Here is a 19883-nt window from a genome sequence, read left to right on the forward strand (position 1 = left end):
TTCCTTCCTTTTACTGAATGGTTCTTCTTCTGACTACAAGAAGAACAGTTCCAGACACTACTAGTAAAATCCCTGCATACATCAAATAACGTAGCCATTCTTCTCCAGTCTTTGGCAATTCACCGTTTGAGTCATGAGGCGGATGTTGATCCCCTTGATCTGAGGCTGGAGGATTCGTGTGGTCCCCTTCATTCTTCATTGGAGCATTTTTTACAATCAATGTCTTGATCTCCACTTCGCCCATTTGAATTGTAAAAGCGAGTGGTTTTTTTAACGCTACATAACCATTTGGAGCTTTCGTCTCTGTGAGTGTATAATCACCAGGTTTAAGCCCTTTAACAATGGCTTCTCCGTCTTTTCCTGTTGTCACAGATTTTATCGTTTTCCCAGCTTTTGTACGAATGTCAAAGGCTGCACCTTTTAAGGTTCTATCTGTCTGCTGGTCTACCTTTATGATACGCAGACTTCCTAAAATCAAGTGATTCTTCGCTGTTAATTGAAGAGGCTTCTGCTGATTTTTCTCAATCGTAAACCGGATCGGCTGATCATCTAATTCATAGCCGTGAGGCGCTTTCGTTTCAACGAATTGATATTCTCCCGGTTTTAGATCGTTGATGTGAAGCTTTCCTTTTTGATCCGTTACAAGTGATTTCTTCAACGTTTTCCCGTCTTTACTCTGAAGAGCAAACTCTGCGTTTTCCAGCGTGTGTCCTTCAGCATCCACTTTGGTCAGTTCCACTGCTCCCGGCGTCAGTTTGTTGATCTTTTCTAGTTTTGCTGGTTTGTCTTGACCTAAACGAATCGTAAATGAGACAGGTGTCTGATCCAATTCATAGCCGGCAATGCTTGCTGTTTCGACAAATTGGTAGGTTCCTGGCTTCAGTTGATCGACTGTCAGTTGACCGTTTTTGTCTGTCTTTAAGTCTTTCTTCACACGCTGACCGTGCGCATCAATCAGGTCAAAGGTCACGCCAGCGAGCAATTGACCATCCTCCCCTTTTTTCTCAAGCTTTACAGCACTTGTCGTCCGAATATTTTCTTTTGTCACTTTCACCAGTTGATTTGGATTGAAATCAATCTTGAAGTCTACTGGTTCTGCATCAAGTTGATGTCCAAAAGGAGCCTTCGTTTCAACCAATTGGTAAGCGCCTGGTTTCAAATCGTTGACAGTGATGATGCCTTTTTCGTTGGTTGTTAAACCTGACATCAATTCTTTACCATCGTCATTGAAAAGTGTAAATTCTGCGTCTTTCAATCTTTCTTTTTCTTCCCCTATTTTTGTGAGTTCTACAGAGCCTTTCTTGAGCTGATTGATGGCTTCCACTTGAATCAATTCTTTTTGACCTAATTCAACTTCAAAGACAAGTGGTTTCGTACTCAATTCATAGCCTTCAAGACTCTTTCTTTCAACAAATTGATAGGTTCCTGGTTTTAGACCTGTGAAGGTAATCTTTCCATCCTGATTGGTTGTAATCCCTTCTCCTCCTGCCACTATCTTTCCTTTGGCATCAGATAGATCAAAGACAACCCCTTCTAATGATTTCCCATCTTCACCTTTTTTGTGTAACAGCACTCCACCAGTTGTGCGGCTATTTTCTTTTGTCACACTGACCAGCTTCTCAGGGTTAAATGGCATAGCAAAAGTGACAGGTGTTTCGTCAAGCTCATGACCGAATGGCGCCTTCGTTTCAACAAACTGATAGGTTCCAGGTTTCAGATCGTTGACGATGATCTTCCCGTTCTCATCTGTGACGAGACCTGTTTTTATCTCTTTTCCATTTGCATCTACAAGCTTGAATTCTGCTCCTTCAAGCGCTTCATTCTTTTCACCAAGTTTCGTGAGCTGGACAGCTCCAGTTTTGAGATCATTGATCACTTTGATCTCTGCCGGTTTTTTTTGTGCGATTTCGATGGTAAACGGATAAGGTTTATTTTTCTTTTGGTAACCATCAATACTCTCTGTCTCCACAAGCTGATATTTGCCCGGTTTGAGGTGATCGACCAAAAGCTTCCCATCTTCATCTGTTGTCAAATCTTTACGCACGACTTTGTCATTTTGATCCAAGACTTCAAATCGAACACCTTGAAGCTTCTTGCCATCTTCCCCTTCTTTTATCACTTCTAGTGCACTTGTTTCGTAGAGGTTCTTTTGTGAAATGATGACTGGTTCCTTTGGATCAAGTGGTACTTCAAATTGGATTGGCGTTTCATCTAATACATAACCATCGGGTGCTTTTGTTTCAATGAGCTGGTACGTACCCGGCCTTAGTTCGTTGATCGTGATCTTGCCATCTTCTCCTGTGACAAGCGCATCATTTAGCTCATGTCCGTCTTGATCTAAGAGCTTGAACTGTGCACCTTCTAGTCTCTCTCCGCCTTCACCTATTTTGCTCAATTCTGCAGAGCCTTTGATGATGTCATTTACTGCGGTGACAACCGTTGTTTCTGTTTGATTTTCTTTAATGGTGAACGGCCATTTTTGCTGATTTAATTGATAGCCTTTCGGTGCGTTTGTCTCAACAAAATAATAGGAACCTGGCTCAAGATGTTTGAAAAGGATTTCTCCTTTTTCGTCCGTTTTCAAATCGGTTTGGACGGTATCTCCAGATTCATTTTTCAGTTCAAATTCTGCATTTTCTAATGCCGCACCCGTTTCTTTATCTTTTTTCGTGAGCTTGACATGCTGACGAATTTCTTGGTTTTGCACCGTCATGCTATTTCCTGTTTTCGTTTGATCTCCTGATTCGTAAGGCTGATCAATCGTGACATTGATCGGTTCCTTCGTTTTCAAATAACCATCTGGTGCTTTCTCTTCTGTCACGATATAGTCACCATACAGAAGACGATCAAATCGAAGAGCTCCTTCTTCATCTGTTGTCTTTGTTCCAATGACGATACCGCTCGCAGCATCTGTCAGTGAAAAGCTTGCTCCTTTTAGCGCTTTTCCACTACTCGCATCTACCTTATGAATGGTTAAAGCGCCAATCGCTCCTGTGCCATCTCCCATGCCAGCGGTACGTTTGACCACAATTGAGGCTTCGGATTCCTTTTTGATTTCTTTTACATTTTCACCTCTAAACGTTACTTCGTTTTGAAGTGTACTTCCCACCTTATCTAAAATGAGAGATTGGTATTCTAAAATATAGGGTCTCGTGATTTCTTCTTTAAATTTGATTTGAAAAGAATCTGGATCGAATTCAAGGTCTAGTTCATAATCCTTCCCTTTTTCCAGCTCTTCCTTTTTGGTCACTTGCCCCTTTTCATCTATTGTTGTCGAATACAGATGAAATGAGTTTTCTATTATGGCTTGGTTACTGCTCGGATGGTCTATAATCGTCGCATCTTGGACTGTTGATTGACCAAAGTTGATATTCAGTTTCCAATCAATGACTTTCCCTTGTTGATTTCCTGATTTGCTCGTGTATTTCCCTCCATTTGGAATAGACACCACAGCATTCACATCTGATTCTTTCGTCTTTCCATCATAAAGGGTCGCTTTATTTTCGTAGGTTTTCTGTACTAAATCCATTCCTTCAACACTTGTTTGATACGTGATTTTGTATGGGGAGTCAATGGCATGTTTGAAAATGACTTCGAAGCCTGATTCTCCCTTTTCATTTTCAAGGAATTTGATGTCATAATGTTCTTTCGCTAATACTTCTTTTTCTTCCGCACCATTTTCCCCGCCTTGTAAATCAAGCGAGTAGACGATAATTGAATCTTTAAGCAAACGCTGATTTCCTTGAATGAAATCCTCGATTTTCGCCTCTTCTAGATGTTTCAAATTATAGTTCACACCAATATTCCATGTGATCTCTTTTTTCTTTGCATCATATGTTCCGTTCTTGAATCCATTTGACTGCGTGTATGTGTCAGGCGTAAAGACAGATTGATTTTCCTTCGTCAAATCCTTGCCATCTTCATTTATCCATTCAAGTTTTACATGGTTACGCAGGTTCTTTTGATCTTTATCTGCTCTTTTCTCATAATCAAAAGACGTTGTATATGTGATGGTATGTTCTGTCTTGATTTCTTTCGTAAATTGAATATCAAATCCATTTGCATGTTCAACGATTTGATAATCTGTGCCTTCTTCAAGCACTGTATTACCTGTCGTCACTTTTAAACTATCTTTTTGCAGCGTCAATCCTTCGTTTGTGAACGTATCTTTTAATATCACGTTGTTCATGGTTTGTTGATCTTTGTTAAAGGTGATATGCCATGGAATGGTCTTGTTCTTGTAATTCGGTGTTCCGTGGTTTTTCGTTAGGATTTGCTGATCGATTCTTTGCTTCGCTTGTTTGCTCTCTTTGCCAGCTGTCACAGTATTGATAATCTCTTCAGCTTCGAAAATTCGATCAGTTGCTTTTGTTTGATATGTGATGAGATAAGCCGATTGAATTTCTTGATTGAATTGCAAGGTAAACCCGTTTTGTTCATCCTTTTTTTGAGGTTGAACCACGTAATTTTCAAATGCTTTTGTTCCTGCTTCGTTGCCGTTCTGATCAATTGTGACTTCTTTGACTTGAATTGAGTCAGATATTAGCGCCTGTGTACCGTTAAAGAAGTCTTCTATCAAAGCATCCTTTTGAGCCAGCTTTTTTTCGTTATAGTTATACCGAATTTCCCAAGTAATCGTTTGTGTGACTGGATCGTAGTGGGCGGCTTTTTTATTTAAAGGACTGCCTCTTGTCACATTCACTGTTCCTTCTGCTGAACTAATCACTTTATCAGCAGAAACAAGGGACGCTTTATTACGAAACGCAGACTGATCTTGATTCGTAATGTCCGTTTCATACATTAAACGGTAAGCGAGATGCACGTCATCTTTAAATTCAATCGTGAAATCTTGACCATCTGCTGTTTGGCCGATTGTGTAGTGGTTTTCGTCAAGCAGCTGTCCAAGCGATGTTTCACCATTTAGCTTTGTATCTACACGATAAAGCTTGATTGAATCTTTTTTTAACGCTTGACCTTCTTGAATCGGATCTAACAGTTTCGCTTGTTTCACATCATCTAAGTCCATATTAAAATCGACTGTCCATTGAATGGTTTCAGCATTGTAAGATCGATTGGGTTCTCCCTTTTTAGAGACATTTGGACCATTTGGAATGTATTGAATCGGGATCGATATCGTATCTTTGCCTTCAATCGGGGTAATCACCACTTCTTTTTCTTCAGTGATCACTGTTTTTTTATCTAATTGTGTCCATACTTGAAGTGTTCCTTGGATATTTGAATATTGTTTAATAAAATCTGTGAACTCGATGGAGGCATTTCCGCTTTCATCTACAGAAAAATAACCGATGGTCGATTGATTAAATTTCATCTCGAGACGATCGATTTTTTCATAAATGACTAATTCCTCTGGAACCTTGAAATGGAATTCATCGCCGCCATTATAGTTATGACCATTCGGGATGGCCCACTTATAGTTAATGGAAATCAGTGAGTTGATATCAGGCCTTTCTACTGAATTTCCTTCTTGATCTTCAAATATCAATTGCGCATCAGTGAGAAGATTTTCTTGGATCGTCATTTGTTTTGAGACACTTTGCAATCCTACACGTTTAGACACGTTCACTTTGTTTTTTAGTAACTCATCTTCATCGCTTTGTGTCTTTTGAACATTTTCTTGATTGTTAGCAGCTTTGTCTTTCTCCGATGAGGTTGAATTATCTTTTGAAAGATTTCCTTCACGCTCGTTTTGCTTTGTTTTCTCTTTTTTCTCAGCTATACTGGTGACGTCAATATCTATAGATCCTTCTAAATTCGGATCAAGCTCAATATCCTCATTGAATGTGACCGTCACTTCATTTTGTTTCGAAACGGTATACTCACCAACAGGTATGTCATCGACAGTAATGAGTTCTTTCTGCTCCTTCTCTACCTGAATGACTGAAGGAAGAGAGAGAATATAAGGATATTGCTTTTTGAGATCAATTCCTTTAATAGACCAATGCACAATGGCCTTTCTAACTTGCTGATCTTCTATGCTTGATAACTTGTTTCCTTCGCTATCAGCAAACTCAATATTCCCATAAATATTCTCTTGAATGTCTTTAGCTTGTGCCCCTGCTAAAGGCAAGATTCCTAATATAATAGACTGTATGACTAACATGGTCATCAGTGCCACCGACAATATTCTTTTCAATACATCCACCCTTTTCTACAATTATTTTTCAACAACGATTAAAAAATCATTTGTATACTGTCTGATCAATCACTCCGCTTCTGATCAAATTTTTCTAAAAATTGCACCTTAAGACCCAATGAATAAAATGAGTTGATGAATCATGAGTTTGAAAGGTCATCATGAGTAGTAGATATAGTAGCTGGATAGGGGTCTATAGCAATGGGGAATAGTGAGAGGGAACATGAAAAGAAGACATGTGAATTTTTCTATTTATACTGGAACGAACAACAAATGATTAGTACATGCATATATAAGCATGTATTCACATATAGAACGTTCATATAAAACAAGCATGACTCATATGGTATGTATGGTGAGATAGTTCAGCATCATATAGATCGCATTCCTTCTACTCCCTTCCATATGGTAATCAAAAAGCCGATGCTTTTTATTCTTACATTTACCGTTTAAGCAGCAAAAAAATAAACAAAATGATCCATTTTTATAGGATTCATGGCATACTTATCACCTTTTAAAAGAAAAATATGGAGAATCAGCGAATAACATTTGTTTTCGTCTAATTTTTTTCTCTTTTATCGTCAAAAGTGAAGACAAAACGATTTAGGCAAAACATTACAATCATTTCATGCCTATTTTGAGCTCAAATGTTCTTCATCTGAACTTCATAATATATAGAGGCAAGTCAAAGGAAGGAGTTAGTTGTTTGATGGAGCTCATTGATAATAAATCAAAGAGATGGATAAACATTTTAAAATTGCTTGTATCCAAAAATAAGTGGTGGAGCCTTCAAGAGATATCGAATGAAAATATCGGCTCGGTTCGTGCGATTCAAAGCGATTTAGAACAAATGAAATCGTTCCAAACAGAAAATGGAGAGCCGTTAATCCACATAAAGCCAAGACAAGGCATTTCCATTTGTTATACCGAGACAATTCGAGTGGACTACTATATTAAAGAAATTTTAAAAGATACGATTGAAATCCGATTGATTGACGGCATTTTTTTCGAAGAAAACAGATCTTTCTATGAATGGATGGACACGCTGAATATCAGTAGATCCACACTGTATAACACGATTCATAAAATCAACTCGATCCTTACATCCTATGACATTGAGTTACGTCCAGATAGTATGCAGTTTCATGGGAATGAGAAGGAGATTCGCCAATTCTTTGTTGAATTTTTATTTGAAGTGTATGGAAGCCGGCTTTGGCCATTTGATGATATTCAAAAACAAGACGCAGTTCATTTATTACAAGAACTATTTCAGGTGCTCGAAGTCAATGTACCAGATGTCGCGATAGATAAATACTGCCTGTGGCTCGGCGTTTCCATTCACCGAATGCGAAAAGGTTTTACAATCAGCCGTAAATATACATACTCAATGACTGAAGAAAAACAAACCTCTACAGCTAAAGGAATCTATGATCAAATTAGAAGATGGGAAGAGCACATCTGCCGAATGGCCAAAGACGTATTTGATGTGACGCTGGATCATCATGAATTTGTCTTTTTGCTATTGATCGAACCAGCTATTGGGCACTTTAAATCAATTGAAACTGTCGAAGAAAAATTGACGTTCTTTCAGTCGCATACACCACGCCTCTATGATGCCATTCATTCATTTATCACCCAGTTGGAGTCGATTTTTCATCAAGAAATAGCAAATCGTAAGGTGATGACACTCGTTCTTCTCCAATATTATGTGTATTCCAATGAAATTACCGTGAGAGATGGATTCCTTTTCAAAAAGAAATCGAGCTATTTATCAGAGGTGAAAAAACAGTTTCCCTACTTCTATTCGAGGATTAGTCATATCATCCAAGAGTTAAAAACAGACGATATCCTTGCTTCTTTTGTGAAAAATGAACGGGAATTGATTCGTATCATTACATCTTCCTGGAGAGGGCTTGTTCATTTGGAGATGGAACGGAGAAACGTGCTGAACATTTTTGTTATTTCAACATTAGGTTATTATCATAGTTTGTTTATTGCTGATTTAATTAAATTAAGCGTGCCTCCTCTCATTCACATTTTCACAAGTCCAGAAAATTCGTTAAATGATGTCACGATGGATCAACTTGGGGTTGATATGATTGTGACCGATACTGAGCTTCCTCTTCAATTCAGTCGATCTACGCTGCTGATCAGCTCTTTTCCAACAAAAAAAGAATTGGACAACTTACACCGAAGATTGGTTGATATGACAAACTAATGTTCATCATAAAAAAAGCTGCTGAGACATTCTCAAGCAGCTTTTTGGTTCTGTATTAATGAAGCACGATTTGTTCATTCATCAAATCAATGGCGTAGAGCGATTGCCCATATTCATCTAATAGAAGGTATACTTTGAGCGGGGCAGTGGTTTGATCTGTTTGCTGCGTGAATAGGACACAAGTGAATTTTTCAATCCCTTCTGGCAGCTTGCTTTTCAGAAAAGGATGAAGAATAGGAGAGATTCGAAGGGTATCAACATCTTTCAGCCAAAGCTCATCTTGTAACGCAGGATAATGGTCAACCAAAAACTGACGAAACACTTCCAATGTACTCAAGGTAGATATCCTCACTTTCTTCTAACTTGGCTTCAAACTCACCTAAAAACAAACGGAACCAACTCATCATATGATCTCGGTACACGTATTTTCGCATACGGCTTGAGACATGATCACTCACTTTTTAGACATGAACTGTAGATCAACTGTACTGTAACGAATGTTCAATATGTATAACGTTTCCTATGTCATCTCATTGACTCCACCACGAATTCAAACAATGGACCTATGATCATATTCTTACCTGTTTTCTTTCGTGATGAAACGACAACTTCCTGCTACAATATTCCATTTTTCTGCAAAAAAGAGGGAGATGGGACAAAAAAAGAACAGCACTGACTGTTCTTTCAATAGCGTAAAGTGCCAATTCAAATATCCTGTAAAGGAATGACTTCCCCGCTCACTGCATCCACTCCATCATGACAATCTAGTTTTCCACATAAGACATACTGCTTTTCTGTAAAATCATATACATAGATGGGGGTCAGCTCTAACCGATTTTTTAATTTTTCGAAGGCTTCTTGTTTTGTCATGGTGATTTTACCAGGGGGTTGGAGTTCATCCAACATGCCACACTCCTTAAACATTTCTTTTCTATCTATGTAATTAACGGCTTCAAATGTAAGGGCATCAATGAATATCAAGATTTTATCTGTAAGCAAGCTTCTCTCTTGTCTATTTGCTTTTACTGTTGCATGAATGTAATGATCACGATGAAGAGAAATGCAAACCCATTTTCCGGTGTCGTTAGGATATTCCTGACTCAACAAGTTTTGAACTGCTTTCAAACACTTATCTTTTTCTTCCTCTGTTATGGGCGTTGTATCTGGTGAGGGTTCAATTGAAAAGGCTTGATCATCTGAGATGTCTTCTTGGATATTTAATTCCTTTCTTACAAAAGGTTCAGTTATTGGTTCATCCCATTTGATGATTTGGTTGATATTGAGACATTGATGTTCCTGTATCGTACCTTCAAACGGGAGGATTCCGGTTCCATCATTCTTCACATACACTTCTTCTAACGCATAAATTGGACGAATTTTATTCTGATCAAAGGAAGGCCATTCGATTCGTTGCACTTGCTGAAGGGCTAAGCTTTCAATCTTCTCAATGAGCAGCGTATATTTTTCAGCCCTGTGCTTTTTTATTGAGACAAATGGGCCGTGATGAACAAAGTAAATGAGTTGTCCATGTTCATCCCATTTCACATCAATCATGCCCGAAGGGGTCACTGGTACACCAGCAATTTTTTCTTCAAAAATAAGCTCCCCTTTTTCCTCCTTATGCAAGTGAAAGTGCTCTCCATATATCAACCCTGTTTCTTGTTCAATCCATTTGATGGCGTCATTCTGGCCGCTATTAAAGCATACACCCTCCTTTGCATATGTTTTACCCATGACAAAAACAGCACTCTCAACCTTTCCTGTATTCAAATTCACTTCTATCACGGCTGTGCCATCCGGGTTTAAATCTTCGTCCACAGGTTCCGTTTCATGTGGAGGAAACCATTCCATACACAATTTATAAATTGTTTCATTAAACATATTCACATTTCGGTAATACTCGTAGTTTTTTAAACGATAATCATCTAAGCCGAACTTCTTTCTTGTATCATCTATTAGATGCTGTAGAGTTTCATTCATTTGTTTCACCTCAATCTGTTAAGTGATTATCTTATGGAAGGACGAAAATAATGATAAAGCCGAATAGGATGATAGCTGATAAAAGGCCTAAAACCAAACCCATCATATTTGATTCCTTTGTATACCCTTTTAATTCGTGTTCCTCAGTAGATCGATCAATTTTTCTAAAGCGAAAAAGCATGCTTACATTCATAATAACTAGAAACATAGCCACTAAGAAAAATAGAAATGCAGGTTGTATTTCAAAGAATGGGTTCGTTACATCTCGGAAGCTAAATGACTGAAAAAACATCAGACCACTCAATACTACTCTCGAAATATTTTCTGTTCTCCGTTCTTTCTCCCACTCTTTTCCTAACTTCTCTTTTTCATAAATAGCTACCTGCTCAAAAATGGGAATGAAAGATTTTGTTGATTTCCTTTTAAAGAATCCTAAAATACTTTGAAAGAGCATAACAATTCCTAGACAAAAAAACAAATGAGTTAATTGAATATGTAAGATTTGAAAAAAGATTGAAAACGTCACGATCATGATGCCAGCTATTAAATTACATGTGACTAATTGGTTTGTTCTCATCTTTTTCAGTGCTACTTGTTCCATACAATACTCCTCTCCTTCTCTATTGGTTCTAATAAAAGCTCTATCTGTACTACGTTTTTATCGGAAAAATGTTTCAATATTTTTCCTTTCTATTGTGAATTTGGTTTTTCACACACGAAAAAAGTAAAGAGTAATTCCCTTTACTTTTTCGCTTGCCTCTATGGGTTTAGTCCTATTCTCAAACCGCTGAATTGACTGCTTACTCATTTTCATGAACTGTCTAATCAGTTCATATTAGTGTTTAAAAATTCCCCTTCACAATCGTTCTTTTGGCTTTCTTGACAATTCTGCTGGTTGCTTTTGTATCAGAATCTTTTAACCACTGTTCACACAGGTTTATGACCCAATTTGGTTGTGTTTTACTAGCGTCATTAAGCCAGTTTCCTACAGAATCTTGAACATATGTTGATGGATCAGATTTGAGCAAGTTTAGAATAGGCTGTGCCCTCATTGGCTCTTGTTTTAATGACTCAATATGCTTTGTCCACACACCTCTTGGGCGAATAGCTTCTACTGAGAATCGGCGAATATTTTCATCTTTACTTTTAGCCCATGCTGTTAAATGTTCTATACTTTGATCGAGCTGATCCGTTAGGCTTTCTCTCACTGACATCCACGCAATTTCTCGAACTCCAAAATGATGATCAGCTGCAAATGGCTGAATGTACGCCAATTTCTCTTCCAAAGTTGATAAACGTTGTTTGTTCATATAAGCAGCCCAACAGCGGACGCTATCAGATACATGGTGAGTAAATGCCTGTAGCACTTCCGCTTGTTTTTCCCCATTCTCTTTCTGTAGCCATTCATCTAACAATTGACCGATAAGACGAATTGCTTTCATTCCAGACTCAGCCTTTTGTTGAGTGATCTTAGATGTTAAACCGTCTAAATGATGGTCTAAACCAACGGATGGCAAAACATGACGTAATAACGTCATATGATTGACAGCCAGCCATTCAGTTAAATTCACACTCTCTATTTTTCCCTGATTCAAAAGGAACAAGACGTCATGAGGGATATCAGTCCCCTTTCGAGCACCTTTTCGATTGATGATCTCCTCGCTTATTTGCATTTATTTTCTCTCCTCGTCTAGTGGTGCTTTTGTTTGATATTCATCGTTTTTAAAAGAAATATATGAATGCCTTCAATCTTTGGATATTGCCCCCTATTGTATCAAATAAACAACTTTACTGGTGCATTCTTCAAACCAAAAAGGAACTACCCGAAATAAGTAGTCCCTTCCATACAAAATTGAATTTAAGTTACCTTCCTTGCTCGATCACCTTCAAACTCTTCTGCTGAGAGATTCTGTCAAACGCCACCATCAAGATGGTCATGAGTAAAGCGAGAAGAACCGTTCCAGCACTGATCCAGCTCAGGTGCAATATAGATGTCCTGCTCAATACAATCCCCCCTAACCCCGAGCCTAAAGCAAATCCGAATTGAATAAATGATGTATTGACACTTAATGCGATATCAGGAGATTTCGGAACAAGGGTTACAAGATATAGCTGCTGAGCTGGTGATGTACTCCATGTTGCGATCATCCATATCATGATAACAGCCACCATGACCACGAGATTCCCTGTGACAAATGCTAGTAGCATGAGCATCATGATTTGCAAGATGATGCCAGAAAAAATCGTGAAGATGGGTCCTTTTTTATCTGCTGCCATCCCTCCAAGGCTTGATCCTAAAAAGCTGCATATTCCCGCTAGTAACAAAATGCCACTGATTTCTGTGATGCTTAGGTTGGCTGACTTTTGCAGGAAGGGCGTTAAATAGGTAAATAACGTGGAATATCCCCCTACATAGAATAACGTGACTGCCACTGCAAGTAATATACGCTTGTCTTTTAAAATCGATAATTGCATACGAAGCGTCACCGGCTCTTGTTCTTTCATAGAAGGGATCCGCCTATACACCACAATCAGCGGAATAAGCGTGATCACTCCAATGGCTGCGAATAATGCTTTCCATCCGATCATACTGCTTAGAAATGTCCCGATTGGAACGCCTAAAACCAAGGAGCTGCTTAATCCCATTAAAATGATGCCAATCGCTGTTCCTCTTTTTTCCCGTTCTACAAGACGAGTTGCAACCGCCATCGCCACTACAATCGCCGTTCCCCCACTGATTCCTTGTAAAACTCTTGTGATCATGACCATTTCAAACGAATGGCTGATACTTGTGATGAAGTTACTTAAAATAAAAATGATCAGCATCCATGTTAATATTTTTCTGCGGTCCATATTGATGGTTAGTGCGATGACAATCGGTGCACCGATTGCGGCCGAAAGTGCTAAAGATGTGACCAATAAGCCAGCAGTAGACGTTGTGACATGTAAATCATGTGCGACCATTTGAATAATGCCAGTAATGATGTATTCGATCGTTCCGATTAAAAAAGCTGCTAAAGCAAGTAAATAGACAACGGTTTTATTTTGCATCGTGACGTTTCTCCTTTGGGCCATGTTTACGATTTGATTTCATTTTTAATAGGAATTTGAATTTCAATGAGTCTGCCTTCTTCATTTTCTGACAATGGGTAATAGATTTCTCGGCCCGGCTGATCATCTTTCACGCGGTATCCGTTATGTTCAATCCATGTCGCCAGGTCAACACAAGCAGTTTGTGCGGATGGAGAATGGGAATGAAATAAGAGTGTTGCCATGGTGTCTTCTGCAGGTAACGTGCGAATTGTCATTCCCTGAGGAAGAGAGCACCTTAACGATTTGACGGAATACCCCACCTCAAATTCGAACTCACTTTCTTTCTCCAGTGATTCTCTCCATAGCACTACTTGTGGTCCCGAGATCGATTCTTGTTGATGTTTATGTAATAAATGATGAAACATTTGAAAGAATGAAGGGATTTCTTCAACAGTTCCGTTGGATTGAAAAGACATGATGCGTTTACTTTCAACAGATTTGATGATGATCTCCTGTTCTTTTTCAACACACCCCTCTCGTTTGATGAGGTGCATTCGCTCCTTAATACGGGCTAATTTCTGTTGTTCTCTCTCGATCAATTGCTGAATCTCACTCTCTTTCAAGAGAAACATGCCCTGAATTTGCTCTACTGAGATATCTTCACGAAGAAGCTGCCCCATTTGTTTTAACGTAAAGCCTAATTCCTTATAAAGAAAAATTCGATTGACCTCAAGTAGCTGCTCAGCTGAGTAATAACGGTATCCCGAATCTTGATCGATCTGCTGAGGCTTTAATAAATCAATTTGGTCATAATATCTTAAGGTTTTGACAGGCACTTTACTTAACATAGAAAAATCGCCGATCTTGAACATCCTGCATCTCCTCCGTTTTGTTGATCTGATCACAGTATAAACCTTTCAGTTAAGGGGAAGGTCAACATGAAGTTGATTAAATTTTTCAAAAGCACGAAAAAACCTAGATTTCTCTAAAATCTAGGTTTTGCTCATTATCCTACTATTTTTTCTAACAATCCCATCTCTTCAACAATCTTTATATCATCCATAAATCGTTGCAAACTTACTTTATGTTCTTTCTTTTGTAAATGTGTTGAATAACCTAAACATAGATTAAAAATACAATCTAACCTTTGTCCGACTCCACTATAAAAATAATTCGTCAATATTCCATTATTTTCACTTGCAAGAACCACAACTGTAGCGATCTCTAATACATATTCTATATCTTCTATAGAAATCGTTCGATCCTTTTTCTTAGCAGTCATGAATTCATGACTATGAATAGAACGAAGCCTACCTTCAAGTAAATTGAGTATAGACCTTTTATAGATGACATACACACTGTGAATATGATGTTTATCAGGACAATAGGGATCTTGTAAAATGAATTTTATACGTTCATCTTCTTTTTCCATTTTTATTGCATCAAAATCATATAATAAAATATGATCAATTTCTTCTATTTTCATAGGAGGAAACATGTGGGCTACATCTGTTTTGTTTTTCATTTGATCACCCCGAAAACTAGTCTCTCTTACTCCAAACGTTCCAATCTTTCAAGCCACTTGACAATAGTTCCTTTTGTAAAGACATCGAGTATGACACCATCGCAAAATCGTTCAGCTCTCAGAACCCCCATGATGAGAGCCAGTACACACTGCGCATTTACATTTGAGATGTCCACATTCTCCATATCGTTCGTTCCACCCTCAATGCCATTTTCTTTGAGGATCTCACTGTAGCGGGTAAGCTCCATTTCTTGATGTTGTTCTGCAAAGGTATAGACATCCTCGATAAAACGACGGACCGTTTCGGAATAATTCACAAAGGGCATCTGAATCGGGTGTTCTGCTGTTCCATCATTTTCTTGATCGATCACCCATTCTCCGATATGGTCCTCGTGAAGCATCGGTATGTATTTTGTTAGAATCTCGAATTGACTCATTCCATCCTCCTCTACCTCATTCATATGGTTTACTCTGATCGACACCTATGGATTAGTATATAAAAAAATCCGTAATTATCCTACCAGCTAGACACCAGTATTCAAATTACGGACAGTCTTTTATTTACTTCACTTTTTTTACAGTCTTACCATTGATACAACACACTCCACATGTGCCGTATGCGGGAACATATCCACTGGCTGCATGTATTCGATCTTGTAGTCTTTTGACATGTATTCGAGGTCTTTTGCTAGTGTAGATGGGTTGCAAGAGACGTAGACAAAGCGTTTTGGTTTGACTTGTTTAACGGTGTCTAGGAAAGTGCGTTCGCAGCCTGTTCTTGGCGGATCGACGACGATAACATCGGGACGGAAGCCTTCTTTGACCCATTTTGGCAGCCAGTGTTCGGCTGTGCCTGTCACATAAGTTGCGTTTTTCATGCCGTGTTTTTTGGCATTTTTCTTCGCGTCATCAATTGATTCTTTGATGACATCCATACCTCTTACTTCTTTTGTTCCATCTGAGAGCCACATTCCAATGGTTCCAACGCCGCAATACGCATCGACTACCTTTTCTTTGCCAGTCAGTTTGGCCGCTTTTTTCGCTTCGTCGTAAAGCTTTAATGTCTGCTTCGGATTCAATTGGAAGAAAGCCCGTGCACTCAATTCAAAGGAGACGTCTCCTAAAAATTCTTGGATGACCATGTTGCCAGCTAGGTGCGATGTTTTATGCCCAAAGATGACTGACGTTTTTTCGCCATTGATATTGTGCATAATAGACGTTACTTCTGGCAGACGTTTTTGAATGGCTTCGGCGATTTCTTTTTTCTTTGGAAACTCAGGCTTTGATGTGACAAGGACGACTTGGACTTCACCTGTTTCAAAGCCGACACGCACAACAATCGAGCGCACGTCGCCTTTTCTTGTCCGCTCGTTGTAGACAGATACGCCGAATTTCTCTAAAATTTTGCGGACGACGCCTGTTGTTTTGTTCGTTTTCGGATGCTGGACGATACATTCCTTGATCGGGACAAGTTTATGGGAATTCAGCCCATAAAGCCCTGCGATGATGTCGCCGCTATGTGATCTTCCGACTTGGAACTGACTTTTATTCCGGTAGTGCCATGGATCTTCCATACCGATTGTTGGTCTAATGTCGATCTTTTCAACCGACAGCTTTGTATGACGCTCCATTGATTGAATGACAATATCGCGTTTTTCCTTTAGCTGCTGCTCGTATGCCAAATGCTGAAGCTGACAGCCCCCACACTCTTCGTATACTGGGCACGGCGGTTTCACTCGATGTTCTGAGCGCTTGCGGACTTTCCTCACCGTACCTTCTGCATATTTCGCTTGAACATTCGTTGCTTCAACTACTACTTCCTCACCTGGAAGTGCACCTGGGACAAAGACCACTTGCTTTTTAAAATAACCGACCCCTTCCCCATTAATGCCAAGGCGTTTAATGGTAAGCGGGAACTGCTGCCCCTTTTGCAGAAGGGCTCCTTGCTGTTTTTCTTTCACGTTTATTCTCTCCGTTCTATTTAAACCTTTATCGGTTGTCCTCATTTTATTCCATCTGAATAGTATATCACGACTTGGACGAAGAGAGAAAATGCCTTTCAATTATTTATCTGTCTCTATACTTCTCCATAAATAAAGGGAGGCGTAGCTTAAATACGGTGCCCACTCCTTGCTTAAAACTGCCATCTCTTCTTTTGTTGGCTTTTCTGGCAGGTCAAAGTGACGTTTGATCGCATTTTGAATCCCGATATCTGCCATTGGAAAGAGATTTGGTCTTCCAAGTCCATTCATGAGGACATTTTGAACCGTCCAAGGTCCAATCCCTCTAATCGGAAGCAGACGTTCTTCAATTTCAATATCCGTTAAGTCGTGTAATTTTTCTAAATTCAGAGAGCCGCTCACTATTCGCTTTGAGACATCAATCACATATTCCGCTTTTCGCTGACTGAATTGCAGTTTTCTCAAATCATCGGTTTCAAGTGATGCAATGGTTTCCGGTAAAGGGTCAAACCAGACGCCGTCGATTTGCTCACCATACGTATGAACAAACCGTTTCGTCAGCTCATAAGCAAATGCAAGATTGAGCTGCTGATGAATGATGCATTTCATCAAGCAATGATATAGATGGAAATCCAGCATAAGCGGCGTTCCGATATGACGGTCAAAAATGGGCGCAAGATTTGTTTGAGCAAAATGGTCATGCACGGCGTGTAATTGATGCTCCATGCCAAATATCCGCTTCACCTCAGAAAGGATCGCTTCCTCCGGCCCGTTAGCCTGTATCCGGAACGAAGGTGCTTCTTTTGTTCCTGTCGCTTGAACGACTGCAATGTACGGTTTATGATTCAGCCTCATCGGTACTTTGATTTCTCTTTTATCCAGATCGACCGCCTTTAATGGATCGCTCGACAAACGTCTCAGCACTTGATCGAAGTGATAGGGCGGTTCAACCAATAGGTGTTTTTCCCACATGTTTTTCCTCTTCCTTTCTGCCAACACACGCAGATGTGATTGTTTCACTTTGCATGAATGATTCTCTATATTGAATACTTTTAAATATAAAGAGTACAAGAATTTATCAGTTATATCTTCCTTATTTATGGTCATTCTCCTTTTGGATAGATGAAAATTTTTAGTCGAATTCAGCTAAAATTCGACAGCAATCTTCAACATTTTAGGATCATTTTCCTTAAATTAGAAATAGAACCTATGGGTGATATCTTCTATTTCAAAAATATTTGTATAATTATGACATATCAAGGAGGTGAACAAAGGAATTAGCGGATTAGGCAATCATTTGTTTCATCTTGCAGGAACATATTTACCTCATTGATAACCGGCTTCACCTAGTTTCACGTTTTACTAAAAGAAGACCCAAAATTTAAAAACAAAGGAGATCCGACCAATGAAAAAAACAATTCTTTCTGTTGCCCTTGCCACTGCTGTTTCTTCGACACTACCAGTATTCGCTGACGCTGCTGAAAAAACATCATCAGCACCCGTCTCTACTACACTACAGCAAACTGTTTTAAACAAAGCTGCTGAAGGTAAAGCTGGAACGACAGCTAGTCCTAATGTTAACGTCAATTTCGATGTCCTTGGAATTGCCAATGCAATCATTAACGCAGTAAATGCAAATGCCAACCGTTCTGGATTCGTTAAAGGTGTAATGGAAAGCACATTCTATGCTGCTGGCGGCAGATATAACGTCATGGTCTTTAACCTAAGCCAAAACTATGAAGACCGCTTTAATGGCGTGAAAACTTTCGCTACTGCTAACCTTGGTAATGTTGTTTACGGTATTTGGGTTTTTGAAAGCGGTACTTTTAAAAACAACGGCGATGGCGGCTGGGATAACTGGGCATTTAGAGGCTGGTTTGACCGTCAAAATAAATTCGTTACGTTCCATCGTCCTTAATTCTCGCTTTATCCATCAATCATACACGCACATTGGACCGATCTCAGCGATGAGATCGGCTTTTTTATGGTGAAAACGTATAAGTTCACCGCCGGTGCTTCATGATATAATGCAAGTCTGGAGGGGTGCATATGCTGAAAAAACTTGCAGTGACAAAAAACGGCGACTTGATTGAACATGCAACATTGCAGCAGCTTTCAAGCCCCGATATTGCCTGGTATTGGATTGATTTTTATGCGCCAACGGAAAAGGAAGCAGCACTGTTAAAGGAATTTTTTCAGTTCCATCCGCTTGCGATTGAAGACTGCTTCCATTATTTACAGCGGCCGAAGCTTGATTTTTATGAAGGGTATTTATTTTTCGTCCTTCATGCCCTCAATCAAAAAACACTTCGATCTGAAGAAGTCGACCTGTTTGTTGGAGAAAACTATATCGTTACTTTTCATTTGAAGGAAGCACCCTACATTGATCGAGTCATTCGAAAGCTCAAAGGGTCTGATAAAGCACGAAAGAGCGGTCCAGAGCATATGGCTTATATGCTGATTGACCAGCTCGTCGATGATTATTTTCCTATTATTTATCAAATTGAGGACAGGCTCAATGAAATCGAGGATGAAGAAGGGCATAAAACGTATGGTACATTAATGAACGAAGTATTCGGTATTCGATCCGATTTGCTCAAACTACGCAGAACCATTATCCCGATGAGGGACCTCTTATATCGAATTGTGAACACGAATATGATGAAAAGCGATGCAAACCGGCAAGCATATTTTAATGATATTTATGATCATCTATTGAAACTAACAGAAATCGTTGAGTCAAACCGTGATATGACAGCCGATTTACGAGACAGCTATCAAACACTAAATTCCAATCGAATGAATGCCATCATGATGACACTGACCATTGTCTCGACGATTTTTATTCCACTGACCTTTATTGTTGGGGTGTATGGTATGAACTTTGATAACATGCCTGAATTACACTGGAAATATGGCTATTTTGGCGTACTGATTTTCATGGGTTTGCTTGTCTCAGGGATGCTTTTGTGGTTTAAACATAAAGGATGGTTTAGGATTTTTAAGTAGTTT

14 protein-coding genes are annotated in these 19883 nt (G+C 39.1%); 3 read left to right on the forward strand and 11 right to left on the reverse strand.

All coding sequences use genetic code 11. The features are described 5' to 3' along the window. Nucleotides 1–10: 10 nt before the first annotated feature. Nucleotides 11–6127 carry a SpaA isopeptide-forming pilin-related protein gene (locus tag MHH23_RS17140; RefSeq protein ID WP_340959908.1) on the reverse strand — a complete coding sequence of 2039 codons (6117 nt, stop codon included), beginning with the start codon at nucleotides 6125–6127 and terminating at the stop codon, nucleotides 11–13. A gap of 736 nt (nucleotides 6128–6863) precedes the next feature. On the opposite strand from MHH23_RS17140, the gene MHH23_RS17145 reads away from it, so the two are divergent. Next, nucleotides 6864–8372: a helix-turn-helix domain-containing protein gene (locus tag MHH23_RS17145; protein WP_340959909.1), complete on the forward strand. Its 1509-nt coding sequence runs from the start codon at nucleotides 6864–6866 to the stop codon at nucleotides 8370–8372. 55 nt (nucleotides 8373–8427) lie between these two features. Here MHH23_RS17145 and MHH23_RS17150 read toward each other — a convergent pair whose 3' ends face one another. The 10 genes from MHH23_RS17150 to MHH23_RS17195 all read right to left on the reverse strand — a co-directional run bounded on the left by MHH23_RS17150 (nucleotide 8428) and on the right by MHH23_RS17195 (nucleotide 17843). Next, a complete protein-coding gene (locus MHH23_RS17150) occupies nucleotides 8428–8709 on the reverse strand; it encodes a hypothetical protein (protein WP_024720262.1) in 282 nt (93 codons plus the stop codon). A 368-nt stretch (nucleotides 8710–9077) separates the two neighbouring features. After that, nucleotides 9078–10352, reverse strand: coding sequence for a hypothetical protein (locus tag MHH23_RS17155; RefSeq protein WP_340959912.1), 1275 nt, complete (start codon nucleotides 10350–10352; stop codon nucleotides 9078–9080). 31 nt (nucleotides 10353–10383) lie between these two features. Further along, complete coding sequence (locus MHH23_RS17160) at nucleotides 10384–10953, reverse strand: hypothetical protein (RefSeq protein ID WP_335364445.1); 570 nt, start codon at nucleotides 10951–10953, stop codon at nucleotides 10384–10386. Nucleotides 10954–11194: 241 nt separating this feature from the next. Continuing rightward, a complete protein-coding gene (locus tag MHH23_RS17165; RefSeq protein WP_340959915.1) occupies nucleotides 11195–12025 on the reverse strand; it encodes a DNA alkylation repair protein in 831 nt (276 codons plus the stop codon). A gap of 190 nt (nucleotides 12026–12215) precedes the next feature. After that, nucleotides 12216–13403, reverse strand: coding sequence for an MFS transporter (locus tag MHH23_RS17170; RefSeq protein ID WP_335364447.1), 1188 nt, complete (start codon nucleotides 13401–13403; stop codon nucleotides 12216–12218). Between the two features lie 26 nt (nucleotides 13404–13429). Next, the gene (locus MHH23_RS17175) at nucleotides 13430–14257 is read right to left on the reverse strand and encodes a MerR family transcriptional regulator (protein ID WP_340959916.1); all 828 of its coding nucleotides are present in this window, start codon (nucleotides 14255–14257) and stop codon (nucleotides 13430–13432) included. A 134-nt stretch (nucleotides 14258–14391) separates the two neighbouring features. Further along, complete coding sequence (locus MHH23_RS17180) at nucleotides 14392–14910, reverse strand: hypothetical protein (RefSeq protein ID WP_340959917.1); 519 nt, start codon at nucleotides 14908–14910, stop codon at nucleotides 14392–14394. Nucleotides 14911–14936: 26 nt separating this feature from the next. Continuing rightward, a complete protein-coding gene (locus MHH23_RS17185; RefSeq protein ID WP_268431492.1) occupies nucleotides 14937–15347 on the reverse strand; it encodes a DUF6508 domain-containing protein in 411 nt (136 codons plus the stop codon). Nucleotides 15348–15485: 138 nt separating this feature from the next. Continuing rightward, nucleotides 15486–16871, reverse strand: a complete 1386-nt coding sequence (gene rlmD / locus MHH23_RS17190) for a 23S rRNA (uracil(1939)-C(5))-methyltransferase RlmD (RefSeq protein ID WP_411801873.1) — start codon at nucleotides 16869–16871, stop codon at nucleotides 15486–15488. Nucleotides 16872–16973: 102 nt separating this feature from the next. Further along, nucleotides 16974–17843 (reverse strand): DNA-3-methyladenine glycosylase family protein, encoded by an 870-nt coding sequence (locus tag MHH23_RS17195; protein WP_335350765.1) that lies wholly within the window; start codon nucleotides 17841–17843, stop codon nucleotides 16974–16976. A gap of 433 nt (nucleotides 17844–18276) precedes the next feature. On the opposite strand from MHH23_RS17195, the gene MHH23_RS17200 reads away from it, so the two are divergent. After that, nucleotides 18277–18789 (forward strand): hypothetical protein, encoded by a 513-nt coding sequence (locus MHH23_RS17200; protein WP_017366836.1) that lies wholly within the window; start codon nucleotides 18277–18279, stop codon nucleotides 18787–18789. Between the two features lie 131 nt (nucleotides 18790–18920). Beyond that, nucleotides 18921–19880, forward strand: coding sequence for a magnesium/cobalt transporter CorA (corA, locus tag MHH23_RS17205; RefSeq protein WP_041506595.1), 960 nt, complete (start codon nucleotides 18921–18923; stop codon nucleotides 19878–19880). Nucleotides 19881–19883 lie beyond the last annotated feature (3 nt).

The organism is Bacillus sp. FSL K6-3458, from assembly GCF_038005045.1.
Taxonomy (GTDB): Bacteria; Bacillota; Bacilli; order Bacillales; family Bacillaceae; genus Bacillus; species Bacillus altitudinis.

Excerpts from the sequence above, each read along its gene's own strand:
- MHH23_RS17140 (WP_340959908.1), bottom strand. The coding sequence starts at position 6,127 with ATGACCATGTTAGTCATACAGTCTATTATATTAGGAATCTTGCCTTTA.
- MHH23_RS17145 (WP_340959909.1), top strand. The coding sequence starts at position 6,864 with ATGGAGCTCATTGATAATAAATCAAAGAGATGGATAAACATTTTAAAA.
- MHH23_RS17155 (WP_340959912.1), bottom strand. The coding sequence starts at position 10,352 with ATGAATGAAACTCTACAGCATCTAATAGATGATACAAGAAAGAAGTTC.
- MHH23_RS17160 (WP_335364445.1), bottom strand. The coding sequence starts at position 10,953 with ATGGAACAAGTAGCACTGAAAAAGATGAGAACAAACCAATTAGTCACA.
- MHH23_RS17165 (WP_340959915.1), bottom strand. The coding sequence starts at position 12,025 with ATGCAAATAAGCGAGGAGATCATCAATCGAAAAGGTGCTCGAAAGGGG.
- MHH23_RS17170 (WP_335364447.1), bottom strand. The coding sequence starts at position 13,403 with ATGCAAAATAAAACCGTTGTCTATTTACTTGCTTTAGCAGCTTTTTTA.
- MHH23_RS17175 (WP_340959916.1), bottom strand. The coding sequence starts at position 14,257 with ATGTTCAAGATCGGCGATTTTTCTATGTTAAGTAAAGTGCCTGTCAAA.
- MHH23_RS17180 (WP_340959917.1), bottom strand. The coding sequence starts at position 14,910 with ATGAAAAACAAAACAGATGTAGCCCACATGTTTCCTCCTATGAAAATA.
- MHH23_RS17185 (WP_268431492.1), bottom strand. The coding sequence starts at position 15,347 with ATGAGTCAATTCGAGATTCTAACAAAATACATACCGATGCTTCACGAG.
- MHH23_RS17195 (WP_335350765.1), bottom strand. The coding sequence starts at position 17,843 with ATGTGGGAAAAACACCTATTGGTTGAACCGCCCTATCACTTCGATCAA.
- MHH23_RS17200 (WP_017366836.1), top strand. The coding sequence starts at position 18,277 with ATGAAAAAAACAATTCTTTCTGTTGCCCTTGCCACTGCTGTTTCTTCG.
- corA (WP_041506595.1), top strand. The coding sequence starts at position 18,921 with ATGCTGAAAAAACTTGCAGTGACAAAAAACGGCGACTTGATTGAACAT.